At 71.9% G+C, this 20,996-nt stretch carries 18 protein-coding genes; 9 read left to right on the top strand and 9 right to left on the bottom strand.

What is annotated here, in order from left to right:
* Complete coding sequence (locus AB1K56_RS04365) at window positions 1–381, bottom strand: histidine kinase (protein WP_371204732.1); 381 nt, start codon at window positions 379–381, stop codon at window positions 1–3.
* 210 nt (window positions 382–591) lie between these two features.
* Between AB1K56_RS04365 and AB1K56_RS04360 the strand changes: the two genes are divergently transcribed.
* On the top strand, window positions 592–840 hold the full coding sequence (locus AB1K56_RS04360; protein ID WP_013583608.1) for a WhiB family transcriptional regulator: 249 nt from the start codon (window positions 592–594) through the stop codon (window positions 838–840).
* A gap of 143 nt (window positions 841–983) precedes the next feature.
* On the opposite strand, the gene AB1K56_RS04355 is transcribed toward AB1K56_RS04360, so the two are convergent.
* Window positions 984–2,480: a sensor histidine kinase gene (locus tag AB1K56_RS04355; protein WP_136586980.1), complete on the bottom strand. Its 1,497-nt coding sequence runs from the start codon at window positions 2,478–2,480 to the stop codon at window positions 984–986.
* A 224-nt stretch (window positions 2,481–2,704) separates the two neighbouring features.
* On the opposite strand from AB1K56_RS04355, the gene AB1K56_RS04350 reads away from it, so the two are divergent.
* On the top strand, window positions 2,705–2,986 hold the full coding sequence (locus AB1K56_RS04350; protein ID WP_371204731.1) for a helix-turn-helix domain-containing protein: 282 nt from the start codon (window positions 2,705–2,707) through the stop codon (window positions 2,984–2,986).
* A 137-nt stretch (window positions 2,987–3,123) separates the two neighbouring features.
* Window positions 3,124–3,558, top strand: coding sequence for an Rv3235 family protein (locus AB1K56_RS04345; RefSeq protein WP_371204730.1), 435 nt, complete (start codon window positions 3,124–3,126; stop codon window positions 3,556–3,558).
* 52 nt (window positions 3,559–3,610) lie between these two features.
* Here AB1K56_RS04345 and AB1K56_RS04340 read toward each other — a convergent pair whose 3' ends face one another.
* Complete coding sequence (locus AB1K56_RS04340; protein WP_371204729.1) at window positions 3,611–4,837, bottom strand: pyridoxal phosphate-dependent aminotransferase; 1,227 nt, start codon at window positions 4,835–4,837, stop codon at window positions 3,611–3,613.
* A gap of 242 nt (window positions 4,838–5,079) precedes the next feature.
* Window positions 5,080–7,878 carry a preprotein translocase subunit SecA gene (gene secA / locus AB1K56_RS04335; RefSeq protein ID WP_371204728.1) on the bottom strand — a complete coding sequence of 933 codons (2,799 nt, stop codon included), beginning with the start codon at window positions 7,876–7,878 and terminating at the stop codon, window positions 5,080–5,082.
* Window positions 7,879–8,062: 184 nt separating this feature from the next.
* Here secA and AB1K56_RS04330 point away from each other — a divergent pair, with 184 nt between their 5' ends.
* Entirely contained in the window at window positions 8,063–9,376 is a 1,314-nt protein-coding gene (locus AB1K56_RS04330; RefSeq protein WP_371204727.1) for a hypothetical protein, read from the top strand.
* A gap of 63 nt (window positions 9,377–9,439) precedes the next feature.
* Here the strand turns inward: AB1K56_RS04330 and hpf are convergent, their stop codons facing one another.
* The 5 genes from hpf to mtrA form a co-directional block, all read right to left on the bottom strand.
* A complete protein-coding gene (gene hpf / locus AB1K56_RS04325) occupies window positions 9,440–10,102 on the bottom strand; it encodes a ribosome hibernation-promoting factor, HPF/YfiA family (RefSeq protein ID WP_136586986.1) in 663 nt (220 codons plus the stop codon).
* A 93-nt stretch (window positions 10,103–10,195) separates the two neighbouring features.
* On the bottom strand, window positions 10,196–10,861 hold the full coding sequence (locus tag AB1K56_RS04320; protein WP_371204726.1) for a ComF family protein: 666 nt from the start codon (window positions 10,859–10,861) through the stop codon (window positions 10,196–10,198).
* Between the two features lie 86 nt (window positions 10,862–10,947).
* Complete coding sequence (locus AB1K56_RS04315; RefSeq protein WP_371204725.1) at window positions 10,948–12,606, bottom strand: LpqB family beta-propeller domain-containing protein; 1,659 nt, start codon at window positions 12,604–12,606, stop codon at window positions 10,948–10,950.
* On the bottom strand, window positions 12,603–14,288 hold the full coding sequence (gene mtrB, locus AB1K56_RS04310; protein WP_371204724.1) for an MtrAB system histidine kinase MtrB: 1,686 nt from the start codon (window positions 14,286–14,288) through the stop codon (window positions 12,603–12,605). Before mtrB ends, AB1K56_RS04315 begins: the two co-directional genes overlap by 4 nt.
* A gap of 7 nt (window positions 14,289–14,295) precedes the next feature.
* Window positions 14,296–14,976 carry an MtrAB system response regulator MtrA gene (mtrA, locus tag AB1K56_RS04305; protein ID WP_136586990.1) on the bottom strand — a complete coding sequence of 227 codons (681 nt, stop codon included), beginning with the start codon at window positions 14,974–14,976 and terminating at the stop codon, window positions 14,296–14,298.
* A 163-nt stretch (window positions 14,977–15,139) separates the two neighbouring features.
* On the opposite strand from mtrA, the gene AB1K56_RS04300 reads away from it, so the two are divergent.
* The 5 genes from AB1K56_RS04300 (at window position 15,140) to AB1K56_RS04280 (ending at window position 20,889) form a co-directional block, all read left to right on the top strand.
* Window positions 15,140–16,642, top strand: a complete 1,503-nt coding sequence (locus tag AB1K56_RS04300) for a glycerophosphoryl diester phosphodiesterase membrane domain-containing protein (protein ID WP_371204723.1) — start codon at window positions 15,140–15,142, stop codon at window positions 16,640–16,642.
* Window positions 16,639–17,295, top strand: a complete 657-nt coding sequence (locus AB1K56_RS04295) for a DUF4129 domain-containing protein (protein ID WP_371204722.1) — start codon at window positions 16,639–16,641, stop codon at window positions 17,293–17,295. Before AB1K56_RS04300 ends, AB1K56_RS04295 begins: the two co-directional genes overlap by 4 nt.
* Entirely contained in the window at window positions 17,292–18,461 is a 1,170-nt protein-coding gene (locus AB1K56_RS04290) for a DUF4350 domain-containing protein (RefSeq protein WP_371204721.1), read from the top strand. The genes AB1K56_RS04295 and AB1K56_RS04290 overlap by 4 nt, the downstream gene beginning before the upstream one ends.
* Window positions 18,462–18,658: 197 nt before the next feature.
* Window positions 18,659–19,588, top strand: coding sequence for a MoxR family ATPase (locus AB1K56_RS04285; protein WP_136587204.1), 930 nt, complete (start codon window positions 18,659–18,661; stop codon window positions 19,586–19,588).
* Window positions 19,588–20,889 carry a DUF58 domain-containing protein gene (locus AB1K56_RS04280; RefSeq protein WP_371204720.1) on the top strand — a complete coding sequence of 434 codons (1,302 nt, stop codon included), beginning with the start codon at window positions 19,588–19,590 and terminating at the stop codon, window positions 20,887–20,889. The genes AB1K56_RS04285 and AB1K56_RS04280 overlap by 1 nt, the downstream gene beginning before the upstream one ends.
* Window positions 20,890–20,996 lie beyond the last annotated feature (107 nt).

Here is a 20,996-nt window from a genome sequence, read left to right as displayed (position 1 = left end):
TCAGTCGTCGTCGCGACGTCGCGGAGCCGCGGCGCGCACCGCGAGCACGAGCAGCACGAGGCCGATCACGGCGGGGACGGCGATGAGGACCGCGATCCCCGGCGACGCCCACTCCCCCGTCACGGCGCCGATCGCCACCGACAGGATGAGCAGCTGCGTCACGATCCCGCCGGAGCGTCCGGCCGAGACGTCGCGTGCCGTCGCCACCCCGAAGGCGGCGACGATCGCTGCTCCGATCACGGTCAGCACGATGAGGGCGATCGAGCTGACCGCCGAGTCGGTGTCGCCCCCGACGAGGGCGACCACCTGCCAGCCCGCGAGGGCCAGGATGCCGAGGGCCTCGAGGCCGAGAAGAGCGGCGGCGGCCAGCCGAATGGGCATCCGAGAGCCTCCCGACGGGCGCTGCCGCGCCGTTACGATCCGGAAACCTGCCGGTTACCTCTTGATCAGGCGGAATCGCTATGGGAGCATGGAACAAGCCGTGTGCTCCCACAGCGAAGTGGGGCGAGCGTTCGCTCGCGTTCCCACCAGGGTACCGGACCCGAATCCCGGTGCCGAATCGTCGAAATTTCTGTTACAAGGAGCACCCCTATGGATTGGCGCGACAAAGCAGCCTGCCTGACCGTCGACCCCGAACTGTTCTTCCCCGTCGGCAACACCGGCCCCGCGGTCGACCAGATCGAGAAGGCCAAGTCGGTCTGCGCACGCTGCACCGTCACCGAGGTCTGCCTGCAGTACGCCCTCGAGTCCGGCCAGGATTCGGGCGTCTGGGGCGGCCTGAGCGAAGACGAGCGCCGCGCGCTCAAGCGCCGCGCCGCTCGCGCTCGCCGCGCGTCCTGACGCCGGATTCCGCGAAGACGCCCGCCCCCTCGGGGCGGGCGTCTTCGCGTTGAGGGCACCGGGTCCCGGTCACCCGGAGGATCGCACTCCGCGCCGCGGCCGCGCGACGCCCGGGACGACACCGGATGCCGCGCCCCCGCGCCTCAGGAGGCGGAGCCGCCGATGTAGCGCAGCGGGATCTCGATCGTGACCTCGGTTCCGCTGCCCATGAGCGTGTGCCAGTCGATGGTGCCGCCGAGCTCGCCCTGGATGAGCGTGCGCACGATCTGGGTGCCCAGACCGCGGCCGACCTGCCCTTCGGGAAGTCCCACGCCGGTGTCGCGCACGCTGACCTCGAGCATCTCCCCCGACCGTTCGGCGGCGATCTCGACGTCGCCCTCCTGGCCGGCGAGTCCGTGCTCGACGGCGTTGGTGACGAGTTCGGTGAGGGCGAGGGCGAGGGGCGTCGCGAACTGGCTCGGGAGCGTGCCGAACTGTCCGGTCGTCCGCGTGCGCGCGCGGGTGTTCGGCGCGGCGGCGACCTCGGCGACGAGCTTGAGAACGCGGGCGAAGACGTCGTCGAAGTCGACGTTCTGCGCGAGACCCTCCGACAGCGTGTCGTGCACGACGGCAATTGCCGAGACCCGTCGCATGGCCTGCGTGAGCGCGTCGCGCGCCTCGTCGGAGTGCGTGCGCCGCGCCTGGATGCGCAGGAGCGATGCCACCGTCTGCAGGTTGTTCTTCACCCGGTGGTGGATCTCGCGGATCGTCGCATCCTTGGTGATGAGCTCCTGCTCCTGGTGGCGGATCTCGGTGACGTCGCGGCTGAGCACGATCGCCCCGATCCGTGTGCCGCGATCGCGCAGCGGGATCGTGCGGAGCGAGACCTGCACTCCCCGCGCCTCCATGTCGGCGCGCCAGGGCGCGCGCCCGCTCACCACGACGGGGAGCGACTCGTCGACGTCCTGTCGCTTGGCGGGGAGGATGCGGGCCGTCACTTCAGCCAGGGACTCGCCCTCGAGCTCGTCGTCGAACCCCATGCGGTTGAACGCCGAGAGCGCGTTGGGGCTCGCGAAGGTGGTGATGCCGTCGACGTCGAGGCGGATGAGCCCGTCGGAGGCTCGCGGCGCTCCGCGGCGCGGAGCGGTGGGGGCGGCGAGGTCGGGGAACTCGGCCGACGAGATCATGCCGAACAGGTCGTCGGCGCAGTCGTTGAAGGTGATCTGCTGGCGCGAGGGCGTCCGCGTCTCGCCGAGGTTGGTGTGCCGGGTCAGCACGCCGACGGTCGTGACCGCGGCGCCCTCGCGCGACAGCTCGCGCACGATCGGCACCGCGCGCACGCGCGTGGGCGTCTCCTCGAACCAGTCGGGGGATGCCGAGTCGACGATGCGACCGCTCTGGAAGGCCTCGCGCACCTGGGTGCGCCACTGCGGGCGGACGCGGTCGCCGACGATGTCGCGGTAGAACAGGGTCGCCGCTCCGCCGGGTCGGGTGTGCGCGACGGCGACAAACGAGTCGTCGGGGGTCGGGACCCAGATGACGATGTCGGCGAAGGCGAGGTCGGCCAGCAGCTGTCCATCACCCGCGAGCCGGTGCAGCCACTCGACGTCGGCCTCGCTGGAGCGGCCCTGGGCGTAGACGAGTTCACTGAGTGTCGACACCCTCCCACCCTAGAGGCCGCCCCACCGCCTCCGTGCGCCCGGCGCCTCCTCACTCCGCTGTCGGGTGAACCGGCGGGTGAATATCAGAGAGGTTCGATGCGGGGGCGGGCGAAAGCGGAGGATCCGAAACCCCCCGTCGGAGCGGTCCTCGGACCCGCCCGCGAAAAATGCGCGTTCAGCGGGTGAACTCGTACCACCCCCGAAAGGGGGGACATAATGACCGGATGACCGACGATTCTTCACCCCTGGAGAGATTCGCCGAGCTCGACGACGTCGCCGCCGCCCTCGCCCTTCCGCCTGAGGAGGTTCTTGATCTCGTCCGTGAGGGACATCTGCGCGGCATGCGGGTCGGCTCACCCGGTCGCTGGCGCATCGACCTCGACAGCGTTGATGCGCATGTGGACGCGCGGGTGGAGGATGCCCGGCGCGCCGCACTGTGGCGGCAGTCGCAGGCCGCGAGCTTCCCCGAACTGTGGGGGCGCGGCGAGATCCGGCACGACGACTGAGACGGTTCCTCCCCATCTCACCCCGGCCCCACGCCCTCCACAGGTTCCCCATAATCGCCGTGGCGTAAGGGGGCACTCCCCTACTGTCGGCCGCACGTTGATCCGCACGATTCGATGCCGCCGGCCGGAGGGACCCCATGTCATTCGCAGCACCCGACCCCGACTCTCGTCCGCCGCGCTCGCGCCCGCGCGGCGAGGAGTACTTCGCCCGGCAGAAGACGTCGACCACGGAGCTTCCGCCACCAGAGGTCTTCGTCCGCAACATCGTCCGCGGCATCCTCGAGGTGCTCGCCGGGGTGCGCGAGGTCGAGCAGCTCGCGCGGTGGCTGTCAGAAGAGGTCTACCGCTCGCTCGTGACGCGCGCCAATCTCGCCGCCCGCGCCCGGAGCGCGCGCCGGGTGCCCGCCCGCCGCGACGTGCACGAGATCCGCGGCGTGCACATCTCCTCACCCGCAGACGGCGTGATCGAGGCCACCGTCACCGCTTCCGCCCGGGTGCGGACACGGGCCGTCGCCCTGCGCCTCGAGGGCATCGACGGCCGCTGGCGCGTGACGGCCCTGGGGCTGCTGTGACATCCGGGCCCGCGTGGTCACGGCACCCGCACGATACGCGGCGGATGGTTCGTCAGGGCCGCCAGGACGCCAGGAAGTTGCCGAGCCTCTCGATCGCGTCGCTGATGACGCGAGCCTCGGGCAGGGTCACGATGCGCACGTGATCGGTCGCCGGCCAGTTGAAGCCCGAGCCCTGTACGAGCAGCACGTGCTCGGCGAGCAGGAAGTCGCGCACGAACTGCGCGTCGTCGGGGATCTCGTAGACCTCGGGGTCGAAGCGAGGGAACGCGTAGAGCGCCCCCCGGGGCATGACGCACGACACCCCGGGAATGGCCTCCAGCCCCTGCCAGGCGGCATCCCTCTGCTCGTGCAGGCGACCGGTGGGGGCGACGAGCGCGTTGATGGACTGCACTCCCGACAGCGCCGCCTGCACCGCGAACTGGGCCGGCACGTTGGGGCACAGGCGGGTGGATGCCAGCAGGTTGATGCCGTGCAGGAAGCCCTGCGCGTGCTCCTTCGGGCCGGTGATCGCGAGCCATCCCGAGCGGTACCCGGCGACGCGATACGTCTTCGACAGCCCGTTGAAGGTCAGCACCAGCAGGTCGGGCGCGACCGTGGCCATGGGGATGTGGACGGCGTCGTCGAAGAGGATGCGGTCGTAGATCTCGTCGGCGAGGACGAGCAGCGAGTTCTCGCGCGCGATCTCGGCGATCCCCTCGAGCACCTCGCGCGAGTACACCGCGCCGGTGGGGTTGTTGGGGTTGATGACGACGATCGCCTTGGTGCGGGGGGTGACCTTCGACCGGATGTCGTCGAGGTCGGGCTGCCACTCGCGCTGCTCGTCGCAGAGGTAGTGCACGGGCGTGCCGCCGCCGAGGCTGGTCATCGCCGTCCACAGCGGGTAGTCGGGGGCGGGGATGAGCACCTCGTCGCCCTCGTCGAGCAGGGCCTGCATCGTCATCGTGATCAGCTCGGACACCCCGTTGCCGAGGAAGACGTGATCGGGGTCGAGATGCGGGAACCCGGGCTCCTGCTCGTATCGCGAGACCACGGCGCGACGGGCCGACAGGATGCCGCGGCTGTCGCTGTAGCCGTGGGCGTTCGGCACCGACGCGATCATGTCGCGCACGATCTGGTGCGGCGCCTCGAACCCGAAGATCGCCGGATTGCCGGTGTTGAGCTTGAGGATCGAGTGCCCCTCGGCCTCGAGTCGGTCGGCCTCGACGAGGGCCTCCCCGCGGATCTCGTAGAGGACGTCTTTCAGCTTGGACGACTGGTCGAGAGGGCGAAGCGGGCTCATCGGTTCAGGATATCCCCGCGCCGATCCGGCCAATCGACACCCGGTGGACCGCACCCTCCCCGCCCCGGGTGGCGCCGTCGTGCGGATGGCGCGGTCGACACGCCGCCATCGGGAGGCCCGGTCCGGCCTCTCGCGGCCGACCTCCGCACGACGGCCCGGCACGACGGCGCGGCCTGACCCCGGGTGCAGACGACGGATGCCGTGCCCCCACGCGGGGACACGGCATCCGGTATCTGTCGCTCTTACTTCTTCTTCGCGGCGCGACGGTCGGCGCGGTTGGACGCCTCGGGCTGCGCGGCGGCGTCGGTGCGCTGGCCGAAGGCACCGCGCGCGCCGGCCGGAGCGGCGTCGGTGGCGGGAGCCGACGGCTGCGCCTGACGGAGGCGGTTCGTCGCCGCCTGCTGCACCTGGCCGCGGTCGTTGCGCACCTCGACCTCGCCGGCGTCGTTCGCCGCGGAGTACTCCAGGCGCTGCGTCTCGACCGGGGTGGGGGTCAGGCCCTTCGCCTCGACCTGCGCCGCGGGCTCGCCCTCGACGCTGCGCACCTCGACCTCGAGGTTGTAGAGGAAGCCGACCGACTCCTCCTTGATCTGCCCCATCATCGACTGGAACATCTGGTAGCCCTCGCGCTGGTACTCGATCAGCGGGTCGCGCTGAGCCATCGCGCGCAGGCCGATGCCGTCCTTGAGGTAATCCATCTCGTAGAGGTGCTCGCGCCAGCGACGGTCGAGCACCTGGAGCACCACGCGACGCTCGAGCTCGCGCAGCGCCTGCTCGCCGAGGGCTTTCTCGCGGTTCTCGTAGGCGATCCGGGCGTCCGAGATGATCTCGCGCTTGAGACCGTCGGGGGTGATGCGGCCCTTGTTGCCACCGGCCTCGGCCACGACCTCATCGATCGTGACGCTCACCGGGTAGAGGGTCTTCAGCTCGGTCCACAGGGCGTCGAAGTCCCACGACTCGGTGTGGCCCGAGCCGGTGTGATCGTCGATCACGGCGGTGATGGCGTCTTCGATGAAGTGCTGCACGCGGTCGGCGATGTCGTCGCCCTGGAGCATGTGGCGACGGTCGGCGTAGATGGCCTCGCGCTGGCGGTTGAGCACGTCGTCGTACTTGAGGACGTTCTTGCGCATCTCGGCGTTGCGGGCCTCGACCTGCGACTGCGCGCTCTTGATCGCGCGGGAGACCAGACCCGACTCGATCGCGACGTCGTCGGGGAAGTTGGTGCGCGCGAGAATCGCCTCGGCCGCGCCCGACTGGAACAGACGCATGAGGTCGTCGGTCAGCGACAGGTAGAAGCGGCTCTCGCCCGGGTCGCCCTGACGGCCGGAGCGACCGCGCAGCTGGTTGTCGATGCGGCGCGACTCGTGGCGCTCGGTGCCGAGCACGTAGAGACCCCCGGCCTCGGTGACCTTCGCCGCCTCTTCGGCGACGGTGTCGCGCATCGCCTGGTAGACCGAGTCCCACTCCGCCTCGTACGCCTCGGGCGTTTCGACCGGGTCGAGGTTCTTCGCCTTCATCTCCTGCACGGCGAGGAACTCCGCGTTGCCGCCGAGCATGATGTCGGTACCGCGACCGGCCATGTTGGTGGCGACCGTGACCGCGCCGAGGCGACCGGCGCGGGCGACGATCTCGGCCTCGCGCGCGTGGTTCTTCGCGTTGAGGACCTCGTGGCGCACGCCCTTCTTGGCGAGCAGGCGCGAGAGGTACTCGCTCTTCTCGACGCTCGTGGTGCCGACGAGGACCGGCTGGCCCTTCTCGTGGCGCTCGACGATGTCTTCGACGACCTGCGCGAACTTCGCGGTCTCGTTCTTGTAGACGAGGTCGGCCTGGTCCTTGCGGATCATCGGCTTGTTCGTCGGGATCGGGACGACGCCGAGCTTGTAGGTCGACATGAACTCGGCCGCCTCGGTCTCGGCGGTACCGGTCATGCCCGAGAGCTTGTCGTAGAGGCGGAAGTAGTTCTGCAGCGTGACGGTGGCGAGCGTCTGATTCTCGGCCTTGACCGGCACGTTCTCCTTGGCCTCGATGGCCTGGTGGATGCCCTCGTTGTAGCGGCGACCGACCAGGATGCGACCGGTGTGCTCGTCGACGATCATGACCTCGTCGTTCATCACGACGTAGTCGGTGTCGCGCTTGAACAGCGCGATCGCCTTGATCGAGTTGTTCAGGAACGAGATCAGCGGGGTGTTCGCCGACTCGTAGAGGTTGTCGATGCCGAGGTAGTCCTCGACCTTCTCGATGCCGGGCTCGAGCACGCCGATGGTGCGCTTCTTCTCGTCGACCTCGTAGTCGACCCCGGCCTCGAGGGTGCGAGCGAGCTTGGCGAACTCGGCGAACCAGCGGTTGGCCTCGCCCGACGCCGGACCCGAGATGATCAGCGGGGTGCGGGCCTCGTCGATGAGGATCGAGTCGACCTCGTCGACGATCGCGAAGAAGTGTCCGCGCTGCACGAGGTCTTCTTTGCGCCAGGCCATGTTGTCGCGCAGGTAGTCGAAGCCGAACTCGTTGTTCGTGCCGTAGCTGATGTCGGCCTCGTACTGCTCGCGGCGCACCTCGGGGGTCTGGCCCGCGACGACGGTGCCCGTCGTCATGCCGAGAGCGCGGTAGACGCGCCCCATGAGCTCGGACTGGTAGCTGGCGAGGAAGTCGTTCACCGTGATGACGTGGACGCCCTTGCCCGCGATCGCGTTGAGGTACGCCGGAAGAGCCGCGGTCAGGGTCTTGCCCTCACCGGTCTTCATCTCGGCGATGTTGCCCAGGTGCAGGGCGGCGCCGCCCATGATCTGCACGTCGTAGGGGCGCTGGCCGAGGGTGCGCTTGGCCGCCTCGCGGACGGCGGCGAAGGCCTCGGGCATGAGCTGGTCGAGCGTCTCGCCGGCGTCGTAGCGGGCACGCAGCTCGATGGTCTCGTTGCGCAGCTCGTCGTCGGTGAGCTGCTCGTAGTCCTCTTCGAGGGCGCCGGTCGCCTTCACGACGCCCTGTAGGCGGCGCAGGATGCGGCCTTCGCCGGCGCGCAGCAGTTTCTCGAGCGGATTTGCCACGAAGAATCTCCATCTGTCGGGTGCGGCGCCCGCGCGGACGCCGGCCTGCGAACAGGCATACGACCCTCATGCTATCCGTGTTACCCGTTCGTGACCTGCGAGGAGGCCGCAATCCGAAAGTCTCCGCGCGCGCCCGCAGCGAACACACGGCGACGCCCGCGAAACCGCCGCCTAGGATCGGTCCATGGCCGGTTTCTGGGGCAAGAGGAAGCGCGAAGAGCAGGATGCGGCGGACGCCGACCTGGCACGGCGGGCGGAGCTCGCGATCGTCGCCGCCGACGAGCGGGTGCGGCTCACCTCCGATGAGCTCGATTTCGCCCGCGCCGAGCTCGGCGACAAGGCGACGGAAGACCTCGCGGCGGCGCTCGACTCCGTTCGCACGCATCTGGCCGAGGCGTTCCAGCTGCATCAGCTGAACCACGACGAGATCCCCGACACCAAAGAAGAGCTGCGCACGCGCAACGCGCGCATCATCCAGCTGTCGGAGTGGGCCGAAGACCTCCTCGAAGAGCGCACCCAGGTGCTGCAGCCGAAGATCGACGCCGTGCGCCGCGCGCCCGAGACCCTGGCGCGCGTGCGCGCCGATCGCGAGCGCCTCGCCGCGCGAATCCCCGGCGCCCGCGAGGTCGTCGACCGCCTCTCCCGCCGCTACAGCGAATCCGCTCTCGCGCAGATCGGCGGCAATCCCGACGAGATCGAGCAGCTCCTCGACTTCGCGGTGCACACCGCGGGCGTCTCGGAGCGTCGCCGCGAGGCCGGCCAGCGAGAGCAGGCCTCCGTCGCCCTCGAGGCCGCGACCGAAGCGGTGCGTCGCGCCGAGTCCCTCCTCGATGCGGTCGACACGTTCGAGATCGAGGCGCTGCGCGCCGAATCCACGCTGGCCGCCGTCGTCGACGACTCGCGCAACGACCTGGTCGAGGCGCGGCAGGGCGCCCAGACGCCCGCCGTGACGACCGCGATGGCCGCGCTGCAACAGGCCCTGACCGCCCTGCCCGCCTCGGGGACGCGCAGCGACCCCTTCGCCGCGCTGTCGTCGCTGCGTCAGGCCAACGCCGCCCTCGACCTCGCGCGCGAGCGCGCCGCCCGTCCGGTGCCGTCGCAGGAGCAGGTCGAGCACGCCATCGACGACGCCGACCGACAGCTCGCGGTCGCCCGCGGACTGATCACCGGTCACCGCGGCTGGATCGGCGCCGATGCCCGCACCCGCTTCGTCGAGGCCGAGCGACTGCGCGCCGGCCTCCCGCTCGGACCGGTCGCGGAAGACCAGCGCGAGACGGCCCTCGCCACCGCGCGGCGCGCCGGGTCGTTGGCATCCGAGGCTCTGCAGATCGCCCAGCGCGACATCGAGCAGTCCCGCCCGAACGACTGGGGCGGCGACGGATACGGTCGCGGAGGCGGCTACGGCCGCGGAGGCGGCATGGGCGGCGGCAACATGGTCGGCGGAATGCTCGGCGGTCTCGTCATCGGCTCGCTGCTCGGCGACATCTTCGACGGCTGAGCCGCTCCCCCGTCACGACGACGCCCCCGGCCCATCGGCCGGGGGCGTCGCTTCATGCGTGCGTCAGGACGCCACCGACACCATCGGCGACGCCTGCGTCGTCAGCTCGATCACACCGTAGTCCCAGCCCTTGCGGCGGTACACGACGCTCGGGTGGTCGGTGCGGGCGTCGATGAACAGGAAGAAGTCGTGGCCGACGAGCTCCATGCGGTCGACGGCGTCTTCGACGGTCATCCACTCGGCCTCGAACTCCTTCTGCCGGATGACGACGGGGCAGTAGTCCTCTTCTTCGGCGACGTCGGCCTGCACCGGCACGGAACCGGTGGCGACGGCGCGGAGCACATCGACGGAGGCGGGCTCGACGTCGATGCCGGCGAGCTCGCCGGTCCCCTTCTCGAACTTCGCGCCGCGCGGGTGGTTGCGGGCGTCGACGCGCTTGTCCTTCGCGCGGCGGACCTGCTCCGAGATCTTGTCGACCGCGAGGTCGAGGGCCGCGAACTTGTCGGCATCGGTGGCCTCAGCGCGAACGACGGGACCCTTGCCGTCGAGCGTGAGTTCGACCGTGTCGTCCTCCATTCGACCGTTGCGATAGGAGCGATGCGTGACCTTGACCTCGAGGGTGTTCGCCCGGGGAGCCAGGTGCTCGATGCGGCTGACCTTCTCTTCGACCACCGAGCGGAAACGATCGGTGATCCCGACTCCCACGCCGACGATGTTGGTGTCCATCCGTGACCTCCTTGTTCCGGGTTCCGCCCGGTCTAAGGGCGGAACGTCCGTCGCCTTCAGTCATCCTTACGCTAGTGCCGCGACACGGCCGTGTCACGTGTCAATCACCTCCGGTTCACCTCCGAATCCGCCACGACGCGGCGTGTGCGCCAAAGTGACCGCGAGGACCCGGGTCGCGCCCGCCTCCATCAGCACACGCGCGACCTCGCGGATGGTGGCCCCGGTCGTGACCACGTCGTCGACGAGGACCACGGGGCGCCCGTCGACGGCGCGGGCGACGAACGCACCCCCGACGTTGCGCCGACGGGCGTCGCGGTCGAGCCCGCGCTGATCCCGCGGGGTCCGACGCAGCCGGACGAGCCGGCGATCGCGGTATCCGGCACGCCGCAGGATGAGTTCGACGGGTCGGAACCCCCGCCGCCGCATCGCGGCGCGCGTCGAGGGGACGGTCGTGACGAGGGCGTCGGCCGGCATCCCGCTCAGGAGCCCTCGCAGGGCAGGGGCGAGGGCGCGGGCGAGCGGGGTGCGTCCCTCTTCTTTCAGTGCCCGGATCACGCGGGCGGCCGCGCCCTCGAAGGCGATCGCGCTCGTGACCGACAACCCCGGCGCGAGCGGGCGACGGACGGGGACGGGAACGAGGGCGCCGCGGCATCCGTCGCACAGCTCGACATCGAGCGCCCCGCACCCCGCGCACGCGACGGGGAGCCAGAACGTGAGCGCGTCGCGCAGGGACGCGGCGACGATCGGACGCAGGTGCATGACCCGAGCCTCGCGCCTGCGCCGGCCCCGCGGGACGCGGATCGCCCTCCCGTGGAGGGGAACGGCGCTGGGGAGGAGGGGTCGGCTCAGTTGGTGGTGCCCTGCTGCGCCGCCAGCACGCGGATGCCGGAGGCCACGAGCGTCCACGAGCTGCCGCGCCGGCTGTACAGACGTCCCTGATCGTCGAGGACGCGGACGCTCGTGCTCCCCGCCGCAAGGGTGCGCGCCCCGTCGGGGGCGGTCGCCTCGGTGCCGCGGCCGCCGACGTTGAGCTCCCGCAGCCGACTGACGCCGTCGACGCTCACGAGCACGCCGATCGTGGTGTCGTCGAGCCAGGCCAGGTCGAACGCGCCCTGCTGGCTGAACGACAGCACGTGGGGAGGGCCGAGGTTGACCTCGCTCCCCTCGCGCTCGATACCGGCGACCCACACTTCGCGCACCCCGGAGACGGTGACGATCGCCGCCACGCGGGTGCCGTCTCGCGACACCTGCATCGAGACGATCTCGGAGGCGTCGGGCCACGCGTTGCCGACCTCTCGCGGCACGCCCTCGGGCGTGATCGCGCGCACCTGCGTGGGGGCGTTGGCCGGGACGCTCCAGATCTCGCCCTCCCCGTCGATCGAGGGGGCGATGAGCCCGGGCCTGTCGTCGAGCAGGAAGGTGCGGCCGTCGCTCAGGGCGCTCGCGACCGTGCCCTGCTGCGTGCGAACGGCGGCCAGGCTCCGATCGGCCTCGAGTTCGACCGCGGAGGGGGTCAGCGACTCCACGGCGTCGGAGAGGCCGTCGATCGGTTCCACCGTGTCACCGGCCAGTGCGCCGAAGACGCCGAGCGAGGTGAGCACGGCGGGCGAGGGATCCACGCGCGTCACGCGCACGGGAACCTCCGAGGCGGTGATCGGCGTCCCCTCCACCGTCATCTGCACGTCATTGATCCCCGCGGTGGACAGGCTGCGCACGAGCTGGGTCTGCATGCGGTCGAGCGTCGTCCGATCGAGGCTGAGGGCCGCGCGGGGCAGCTGCACCTGAGCGATCCCGTCGGACGACAGCGTCACCGACCGCCCCACGAGCGACAGCTCGTCGGGGAAGGCGCTGCGCACCGCGTTGGCGAGCCAGGCACTGGGTTGACCGTCGACGAGGGCGGTCGCCACCCGGCTCGCGACGAGGGGCCGTGGGAACCACCGCACGTCGGGGACGATGAAGCTGTACGTGGGATCGAAGTACGCCACGGATGCCGACTGGTAGACGGTCGGGAAGACCTCCTCGTACAGTACGACGCCGTCGGGGGCGGAGGTGATGCGCCACTGGTCGTCGACGCGGGCGAGGGTGAAACTCAGGGTCTCGGCCGAGCCCGCCGCCGTCGGCGTGTACGCGCCGTCGGCGTCGACCGACGCCACGGTGGTCACGGCGACGGCGACCGAGGTGCCGTCGGCGTTCGCGGTCGCGCGCCGGTCGGCGAGGCGGTCGATCGTCACGCGCGAGCGGGGATCCCACTGCGTCCCGGACGCCAGGAAGAGCTTGGCCGTGGCCCAGTCGTCGGCGGGACCGGAACCGGCACGCAGGAACCCCTCCACGATCTCGGCCGGGCTCGCGTCGTCCTGGGGGCCGTCGGGCACGAAGGCGAATGCCTGCGTGTCGTCGGCCTGCGGGCCGCGGCCCGGGTTGACGTAGCCCGAGGTCGGCAGGCCCGTGCAGGCGGCGAGCGCGAGCACGAGGGCCAGGCTCACGAGGGAGAGGGCGCGTCTCATGTCGTCCTCCGAACGCCGGGTCGGGTGGAGATGGGCTGCGTGAGGCCGAGAGCCTCGAGCGCCCCGCCCTGCTCGTCGTCGGGGACGAGGGGAAGGGGCGAGCCGGTCACGGGTCGTCCGTCGCGCGGCAGCGTGAGCACGAAGTTCGATCCGCGCCCCGGCTCCGACCACACCGCGAGGGTGCCCCCGTGCAGGCGGGCGTCGCCGAGGGCGATCGACAGTCCCAGACCGGTGCCGCCGATGGTGCGCACGCGGGACGGGTCGGCTCGCCAGAAGCGGTCGAACACGCGATCGACGTCCTCCGCCTTCATGCCCATGCCGAAGTCGCGCACCCCGAGGGAGACGGTGTCGCGGTCGCTGTCGACCGAGACGACGATCGGGCGCCCCTCGCCGTGCTCGATCGCGTTGCCCAGGAGGTTGCGCACGATGCGACGGATGCGCCGCGCGTCCATGTCGACCGGTGTGTAGCCGCCGGGGGCGACGAGGCGCACGTCGGAGCCGTGCCCCTCGGCCAGCTGCTCCATCGACTCGATCACGTCTTCGGCGAGGTGCGCGAGGCTGGTCGCCTCGCGCTCCAGCTGCACGGAGCCCGCGTCGTAGCGGCTGATCTCCAGCAGGTCGGTCAGAAGCACCTCGAAGCGCTGCACCTGCGTGTGCAGCAGCTCGGCGGCGCGACCGGTGACCGGGTCGAACTCCTCGCGCTGGTCGTTGATCATGTCGGCGGCGAGCTTGATGGTCGTCAGCGGCGTGCGCAGTTCGTGCGAGACGTCGGAGACGAAGCGCTGCTGCACGAGCGAGAGGTCGGCGAGCTCCTTGATCTGCGACTCGATGCTGTCGGCCATGGCGTTGAACGAGCGGTTCAGCGTCGCCAGTTCGTCTTCGCCGCGGACGGGGAGGCGCACCCCCAGGTCGCCCGCCGCGAGCTTCGCGCTGGTCTCGGCGGCATCCGCGATCGGGGTGGTCACCGACCTCAGCACGAACCAGGCGATCGCCCCGATCAGCACCACGAGCACGAGCCCGACCACCCACAGCAGCACCTGCACGAAGGCGAGCGTCTGCGAGGCGCTCGACAGGTCGTACCCCATGTAGAGCTCGTAGGAATCCACGCCGTCCTCGGCGGGGAAGCGCAGTTGATGACCCACCAGGATGCCGGGAACCTCGCGCCCGTTGTCGGAGGGCAGCGCGACCGACTGCCACCACTGCAGGTCGGGGCTCGACTGCACCTGGGTGCGCAGCGCGTCGGTGACGAGGCGGGACTCGAACGCGGGAGAGATGAACGGCTGGGGGGCCAGGGGCGACGGCGGGCCGATGCGGTAGAGGGCGATCAGATCGCTCGAGGACTGCTGCGACAGGCGCGTGGCGATGCCGTTCATGAGCGTCTGCGCGGCGGCCGGATCGGTCGAGTCCACGGCGGCGTCGAGCGTGGCCTGCGCCGCCGCGGTGGCCCGCTGCGCTTCGAGCAGCACCTGGTCTTTGCGGGCGGTGAAGAGCTCGTTCTGGATGACGAGAGCCATCGCGACGCAGGTGACCAGGATGGTCACGGCGGTGAGTGCCACCGTGATGAGGATCGTGCGGAAGCGCAGCGACCGCCGCCAGAGGGTCGCGAGACGGTCGCGGGTGCGGCGCCAGTCGCGCCAGCCGCCCACCCGCGGGGAGGGGGCGGTGCGCACCGCGCCCGTCATGAGGACCTCAGGCCACCGCGCCGGCGCGGTAGCCCACGCCGCGCACGGTGGTGACGATCCGCGGGTTGTCGGGGTCGGCCTCGATCTTGGCGCGCAGACGCTGCACGTGCACGTTCACCAGTCGGGTGTCGGCCTTGTAGTGGTAGCCCCAGACCTGTTCGAGGAGCATCTCGCGCGAGAAGACCTGCTGCGGCTTCTCGGCGAGGGCGACGAGCAGCTCGAACTCGAGCGGGGTGAGCGCGATGGGCGCATCGCCGCGACGCACCTCGTGCGCGGCGACGTCGACGACGAGATCGCCGATGCGGAGGGTCTCGTCGACCGGCGCCTGCACCGGTCGCAGTCGCGTGCGGATGCGGGCGACGAGCTCCTTCGGGTTGAAGGGCTTCATGATGTAGTCGTCGGCGCCCGACTCCAGGCCCTTGACCACGTCGGCGGTGTCGGTGCGCGCGGTCAGCATGATGATGGGAACGCCGGACTCGGCGCGCACGCGCGTGCAGATCTCGATGCCGTCGACCCCGGGGAGCATGAGATCGAGCAGGATGAGGTCGGGACGCTCGGTACGCCAGGCGTCGACGGCCTGCGCGCCGTCGGCGCAGAACACGGTGTCGAATCCCTCGGTGCGCAGCACGATGCCGATCATCTCGGCCAACGCGGTGTCGTCGTCGACAACCAGGATCCGTGAAGTCATTCGGGTGTACGTCTTCCGTCTCGAACCCGCTCGGGGACGGGTATGACGCCCCGGGTGGGGGCACGTCGTATCGAGAGTAGTCGACCTCCCTGCACGACAGGCGTGCGTGTCGGAGGTGTGTGACACGATGAGGGCACCGTCGCGTGAGGAGAGGGGCCCCACCATGACCGCGTCCGCGAGCTGGCGACCGGCGTCGCGTCCGGGGATCGTCCCCCTGCATCCGTACGGCTTCGGCACGATCCTGGGTCGCTCGTTCGTGGCCCTGCGGCACAACCCGAAGGTGCTGCTCGGGTTCGCCCTCATCGTGCAGGCCGTCGCCTACGTCGTGCTCACCGCGGCGGTCGGCGGCGTCGCGATCGCGAGCTTCTCGCGCCTCGACACCGTGCCCCCCGGCAGCGAGGACTACGACGCGATCCTGGCCGGCTCCGCCGTCATCACCGCCGTCACCGCCTTCGTCCTCGGCATCGCCACCGGGGCGCTGAGCGTGATCGTGCAAGGAGTGGTGGTCGCCGAGGTGGCGCACGCGGTCGTCGCCGAGAAGCCCACGCTCAAGGCCGTGTGGGCGCGCGTCAAGCCGGTCGTCTGGCGTCTGATCGGCTACAGCGCGCTGTATCTGCTGGCCACGCTGCTGGTGATCGGCGTGCTCGCGGGCATCGTCACGCTCCTCGTGATCAGCGTCCTCTGGGTGGGCGTCGTCGTGGGCGTGCTCGTCGTGCTGGCGCTCATCCCCCTGTACCTCTGGCTCACGCCGAAGCTGTTCCTCGTGCCGTCGGTGATCATCCTCGAGCGCGCCCCCCTCTTCCGGGCGATCGCGCGATCGTGGCAGCTGACGCGCGGTCGCTTCTGGTCGACGCTGGGCGTGGTCGTCATCATCTCCGTCGCCTTCAGCATCGTCGCGCAGGTCATCTCCGTGCCGTTCAGCCTCGTCGCGGGCATCATCCCCGGCATCCTCGCCCCCACCGGCGAAGATCCGACGGGGGCTCTCGTGGGCGTCATCGGTCTGCAGGTGGTGGGCCAGTTCGGCATCCTCCTGGTGCAGTGCATCGCCCTGGTGGTGCAGTCCACCTCGGCGGTGCTGGTGTACGTCGACGCGCGCATGCGCGTCGAGGCGCTCGACCACGACCTCACCGCCTACGTCGAACAGCGCGACGCGGGCGCCGCCGACCTCGCCGATCCGTACCTCGTGGGCGTGGGGCGAGTGGTGGAACGTCCTGCTCCGACGCCCGTCGGCGCTCCCCCCGCCTTCGCGGGCTACGCCGCCGGGCCGGGCGCGGGTGCGCCGGCGTACGGCGCGCCGCCGTACGCGACGCAGCCTCCTTACGGGACGCAGCAGTACGGGACGCAGCCGTACGGGGCTCAGCAATACGGGGCTCAGCCGTATGGGACGCCGCCGAGCGGGACGCAGCAGAACGGGGCTCAGCCGTACGGGACGCCCCCGGCTGCCGCGGCAGCTCCGGGCGCCCCCGCGCCGAGTGCCCCCGCTCCCGGGGAGACGACCCCGCCGCCCGCCGCGCCGACATCGAACCCCGTCTCCCCCACCGGAGCCGCCCCCGGCGGCGCCCCGGATGCCGCGACCGCCGATCCCGCGTCCGCTCCGGCCGCGGATGCCGCGTCGCCGTCCTCGCCGACGACCTGGGCGGCACCGGGATCGAACGGAGACGCGTGAACCTCGCCGCGCCGGCCGCCGCGTTCTCCCCCCTGCTGCCGGATCCCGATCAGGCGCGGGAGTGGGCCGAGAAGGAGCTCGCCGACCCCGCGTACCAGGCGGCGGAGCCCACCCTCATCGACCGCGCGTCCCGGGCCGTCGCCCGCTTCTTGAACGACCTCCTCGAGGTTCCCCAGACGGACGGGTGGGGTCCCGCCGTCCTCGTCGTCCTCGGCGTTCTGGTGGTCGCGGCGATCGTGGTCGGCATCCTGATCTGGGGACGCCCGCGGGCGAGCGTGCGTGCCGCGCCCGCCGCGCGCGCCCTGTTCGACGACGACGACACCCGGTCGGCCGACGAGTTGCGCGCCGAGGCCGAGGCGGCGGCGCAGCGCGACGCCTGGGACGACGCCGTGGTGCTGCGCTTCCGCGCCGTCGCGCGCGGGCTGTCGGAACGCGGCCTGGTCGACCCGCCTCCCGGGGCGACGGTGCGCGCGTTCGCACGCGCGGCCTCGGACGCCCTCCCCGCCCTGTCGGCGGGCCTCGAGACGGCCGCGACGACCTTCGACGACGTGCGCTACCTGCGTCGGCCGGGAACACGCGAGCGCTACGCGCTCACCGTCGATCTCGACGACGCCGCCGTCCGCGCACGCCCCGCGCCGGTGGGAACGACGTGAGCACCGTCGCCGTCGCCCGGCCCGCGTCGCGCGGCCGAGCGGCCCTCGGATGGGTCGTCCTCGTCGTGGGGCTGCTGCTGGTCGCGCTCGTGGGCGGTCTGTTCGTCTACGCCGGCTACACCCAGCGCGCCGTGCTCGATCCGGAGTCGGCCGGGCCGGACGGAACCCGTGCCGTCGTACGGATCCTCGAGCAGCAGGGCGTGCGCGTGGTCGTCGCGCGCGACCGCGACGCCGCGGAGCGCGCGCTGACCGGCTCCGACGCCACCCTCGTGATGCGCGATGCGCCCATGCTCTCCGACGACACGCTGCGCGGGATCGCGTCGACGGCCCGGCACGTCGTGCTCGTCGAGCCGCGCTCGCGCGCCCTCGACGTCCTCGTGAACGGATCGTCTCTGGGCGGCTTCGCCGACGACACGGCCGTGGCCGCCGCGTGCGAACTGGCCGCCGCCGCCAACGCCCGGACGGCACGGGTGGGCGAACTGATGGTGCCCGGAGACGGGGTGACCGGGTGCTTCCCCGTGAACGGGGAGTTCGGCCTGCTCTCCCTGAGCGACGGCGACCGCACCGTCACCGCCCTCGACGGCCTGAGTACGCTGACCAACAAGACCCTGCCCGACGACGGGGACGCCGCTCTGGCGCTGGGCGTGCTCGGCTCGTCCGAGACGCTCGTCTGGTACGTGCCGTCGCCCGCCGACGCCGATCCCGGCAGCGCGCCGCCCACGCTGAGCGAGCTCACTCCACCGTGGGTGACCCCCTCGATCGTGCTCCTACTGCTCGCCGCCCTCACCGCCGCCGTCTGGCGGGGCCGACGCTTCGGCCCCCTGGTGACCGAACGACTCCCGGTGACCGTGCGGGCGAACGAGACCACGGAGGGCCGCGCACGTCTGTACGCCGACGCACGCGACGCCCCGCACGCCCTCGACGAGCTCCGCCGCGCCGCGCGGGTGCGACTCGTGCGGCTCCTGGGTCTCGCGGGCCGCACCTCCCCCGCCGACGTCGCCGACGCCGTCGCCGAACGCCTGGGCGCCGATCGCGCCCGCGTGCGCGGCATCCTCGTCGACGACATCCCCCGCACCGATCGCGACCTCGTCGCCGCCGCCGACCGTCTGCGCGACCTCGAAGAGAGCGTGCGCGTCGCCGTCCGAACCGAAGGGACACCCCGATGACCGAGAATCCCGAGACCCCCGGCACCGCTCCCGCGCCCGGCTCGCCCCCGGCTCCGGCTCCGGCTCCGGCTCCGGCTCCGGCTCCGGCTCCGGCGACACCGTCGGACGCCGCGACATCGTCGACGCCCGACGCCTCGAACGCCGCGCGCACGGCCACCGGCACCGACCCGGACGAGCACGCGCGCCTGCGCGAGGCCATGCACCGCGTGCGCCTCGAGGTCGGCAAGGCCGTCGTGGGACAGGACGGCACGGTGACCGGCCTGCTCATCGCCCTCCTCTCGCGCGGACACGTGCTGCTCGAGGGCGTCCCCGGCGTCGCCAAGACCCTGCTCGTGCGCTCGTTCAGCCGCGCCCTCGGCCTCGACACGCACCGCGTGCAGTTCACGCCCGACCTCATGCCGGGCGACGTGACCGGATCCCTCGTCTACGACGCCCGCGCCGGCGGGTTCGAGTTCCGCGCCGGGCCCGTGTTCACCCACGTCCTGCTCGCCGACGAGATCAACCGCACGCCCCCGAAGACGCAGGCGGCGCTGCTCGAGGCGATGGAGGAGCGACAGGTCTCGTCCGACGGCGTGAGCCGACCGCTCCCCGACCCCTTCCTCGTCGCCGCGACGCAGAACCCCATCGAGCACGAGGGCACGTACACGCTGCCCGAGGCCCAGCTCGACCGCTTCCTGCTCAAGCTCGTGGTCGACCTTCCGGGGCGCGACGCCGAGGTCGACGTCCTGCGCCGCCACGCGCAGGGCTTCGATCCGCGCCGCCTCGACGACGCCGGCGTCACCCCGGCCGTCACGGCGGCCGAGATCCTCGCCGCGCAGCGCGCCGCGGCATCCGTCGCCGTCGCCGACGACGTGCTCGGCTACGTCGTCGATCTCGCCCGGGCGACGCGCCAGAGCCCCTCGGTGCTGCTCGGGGTGAGCCCGCGCGCGACGACGGGTCTGCTCGCCGCGGCCAAAGCGTGGGCCTGGCTCGGCGGATACCCGGCCATCACCCCCGACCACGTGCAGACGATGCTCGTCCCGGTCTGGCGTCACCGCATCCGGCTGCGCCCCGAGGCCGAGATCGAGGGCGTCTCGGTGGATGCCATCCTCACCTCGGTCCTGCAGCAGACGCGCGTCCCGATCTGATGGTCGTCACCGGCCGCCTCGCGCTCTTCGTCGCCCTCGGCGTCGCCCCCGTCGTGCTGTTGAGCACCGCGGGCGTCCCGGCGTGGGCCGCGGTGGGCGGGTGGGTGCTGCTCGCGGCGGCGTTCCTGTCGGTCGACGTCGCCCTGGCCGCCGACCCGCGGCGGGTCGAGATCACCCGCGTCCTGCCCGAGCGCGCCCTGCGCGACGAACCCGTCACGGGCGAGTTGCGCGTGCGCAACCTCGGCTCCCGGCTGCTGCGCGCCGTCGTGCGCGACGCCTGGCAGCCGACCGCGGGGGCGCCCGCCGACCGCGCCCGGGTGACGGTGCCGCCGGGCGAGCGCCGCGGAACCCCGCTGCCGCTCCTCCCCCGCCGGCGCGGCGAACTGCGCAGCGCGTTCGTCGTCGTGCGCTCCCTCGGACCTCTCGGACTGGCCGGCCGCCAGGCCGTGATCGACGCCCCGGGGCGCCTGCGCGTGCTGCCGCCGTTCACCTCGCGACGTCATCTCCCCTCGCGCCTCGCCCGTCTGCGCGAGCTCGACGGCAACACGACGCTGCAGGTGCGCGGACAGGGCACCGAGTTCGACAGCCTGCGCGAGTACGTGCGCGGCGACGACGTGCGCTCGATCGATTGGCGCGCGACCGCGCGCGCGGGCACGACCATGCTGCGCACCTGGCGCCCCGAGCGCGATCGGCACGTCGTCATCGTGATCGACACCGGCCGCACCGCCGCGGCGCGCGTCGGCGACGGCGTGAGGCTCGACGCGGCGATGGAGGCCGCCCTGCTGCTGTCGGTTCTCGCGGCGCGCGCGGGAGACCACGTTCACCTGATCATGTTCGACCGCGTGACGCGGGCGCGGGTCACCCGCGTCGACGGGACCCAGCTGCTGCCGGCGCTCGTGGACGCCATGACCCCCGTCGACCCGCAGCTGATCGACACCGACTGGGATGCCGCCTTCGCCCAGGTGCGCGGGCTGTCGGTGCGTCCCGCCCTGGTCGTGCTGCTGACGGCCGCCGACGATCCCGAGGCCGCGCGCGCGTTCCTCGCCGCGCTCCCCGCGGTGGCCGCGCGCTCGCGTCTGCTCGTGGCGACGGCGACCGACGGCCCCGGGGCCGTCCCCACCCACCGCGACGCCGCCGACGTCTACGCGGCCGCCGCGATCGAGCGCGCGCGTCACGACGCCGCCCGCGTGCGCGACGCCGTCGTGCGGGCGGGCGGCGACGCCGTGTCGGCCTCGGCCGACGACCTGCCGCCCCTCGTGGCCGACCGGTATCTCGCGCTGAAAGCCGCGGGACGGCTCTAGCACACCCAGCCCTCATGCAGCCCGAGACATACGTCGCGGCTTATCCTGGGGGGTACCCTTCCGGTCGTCAGCGTGTCCCCTCCGCGCGCGGCCTCGCCGTCTACGCA

It is taken from the genome of Microbacterium sp. BWR-S6Y (genome assembly GCF_041379845.1).
GTDB lineage: Bacteria > Actinomycetota > Actinomycetes > Actinomycetales > Microbacteriaceae > Microbacterium > Microbacterium hydrothermale.
The sequence above is the reverse complement of the archived record's forward strand: the minus strand, read 5'-3'. Positions and strand labels throughout refer to the sequence as shown.

Excerpts from the sequence above, each read along its gene's own strand:
- AB1K56_RS04365 (WP_371204732.1), bottom strand. The coding sequence starts at position 381 with ATGCCCATTCGGCTGGCCGCCGCCGCTCTTCTCGGCCTCGAGGCCCTC.
- AB1K56_RS04360 (WP_013583608.1), top strand. The coding sequence starts at position 592 with ATGGATTGGCGCGACAAAGCAGCCTGCCTGACCGTCGACCCCGAACTG.
- AB1K56_RS04350 (WP_371204731.1), top strand. The coding sequence starts at position 2,705 with ATGACCGACGATTCTTCACCCCTGGAGAGATTCGCCGAGCTCGACGAC.
- AB1K56_RS04345 (WP_371204730.1), top strand. The coding sequence starts at position 3,124 with ATGTCATTCGCAGCACCCGACCCCGACTCTCGTCCGCCGCGCTCGCGC.
- AB1K56_RS04340 (WP_371204729.1), bottom strand. The coding sequence starts at position 4,837 with ATGAGCCCGCTTCGCCCTCTCGACCAGTCGTCCAAGCTGAAAGACGTC.
- AB1K56_RS04330 (WP_371204727.1), top strand. The coding sequence starts at position 8,063 with ATGGCCGGTTTCTGGGGCAAGAGGAAGCGCGAAGAGCAGGATGCGGCG.
- hpf (WP_136586986.1), bottom strand. The coding sequence starts at position 10,102 with ATGGACACCAACATCGTCGGCGTGGGAGTCGGGATCACCGATCGTTTC.
- AB1K56_RS04320 (WP_371204726.1), bottom strand. The coding sequence starts at position 10,861 with ATGCACCTGCGTCCGATCGTCGCCGCGTCCCTGCGCGACGCGCTCACG.
- AB1K56_RS04315 (WP_371204725.1), bottom strand. The coding sequence starts at position 12,606 with ATGAGACGCGCCCTCTCCCTCGTGAGCCTGGCCCTCGTGCTCGCGCTC.
- mtrB (WP_371204724.1), bottom strand. The coding sequence starts at position 14,288 with ATGACGGGCGCGGTGCGCACCGCCCCCTCCCCGCGGGTGGGCGGCTGG.
- mtrA (WP_136586990.1), bottom strand. The coding sequence starts at position 14,976 with ATGACTTCACGGATCCTGGTTGTCGACGACGACACCGCGTTGGCCGAG.
- AB1K56_RS04300 (WP_371204723.1), top strand. The coding sequence starts at position 15,140 with ATGACCGCGTCCGCGAGCTGGCGACCGGCGTCGCGTCCGGGGATCGTC.
- AB1K56_RS04285 (WP_136587204.1), top strand. The coding sequence starts at position 18,659 with ATGCACCGCGTGCGCCTCGAGGTCGGCAAGGCCGTCGTGGGACAGGAC.
- AB1K56_RS04280 (WP_371204720.1), top strand. The coding sequence starts at position 19,588 with ATGGTCGTCACCGGCCGCCTCGCGCTCTTCGTCGCCCTCGGCGTCGCC.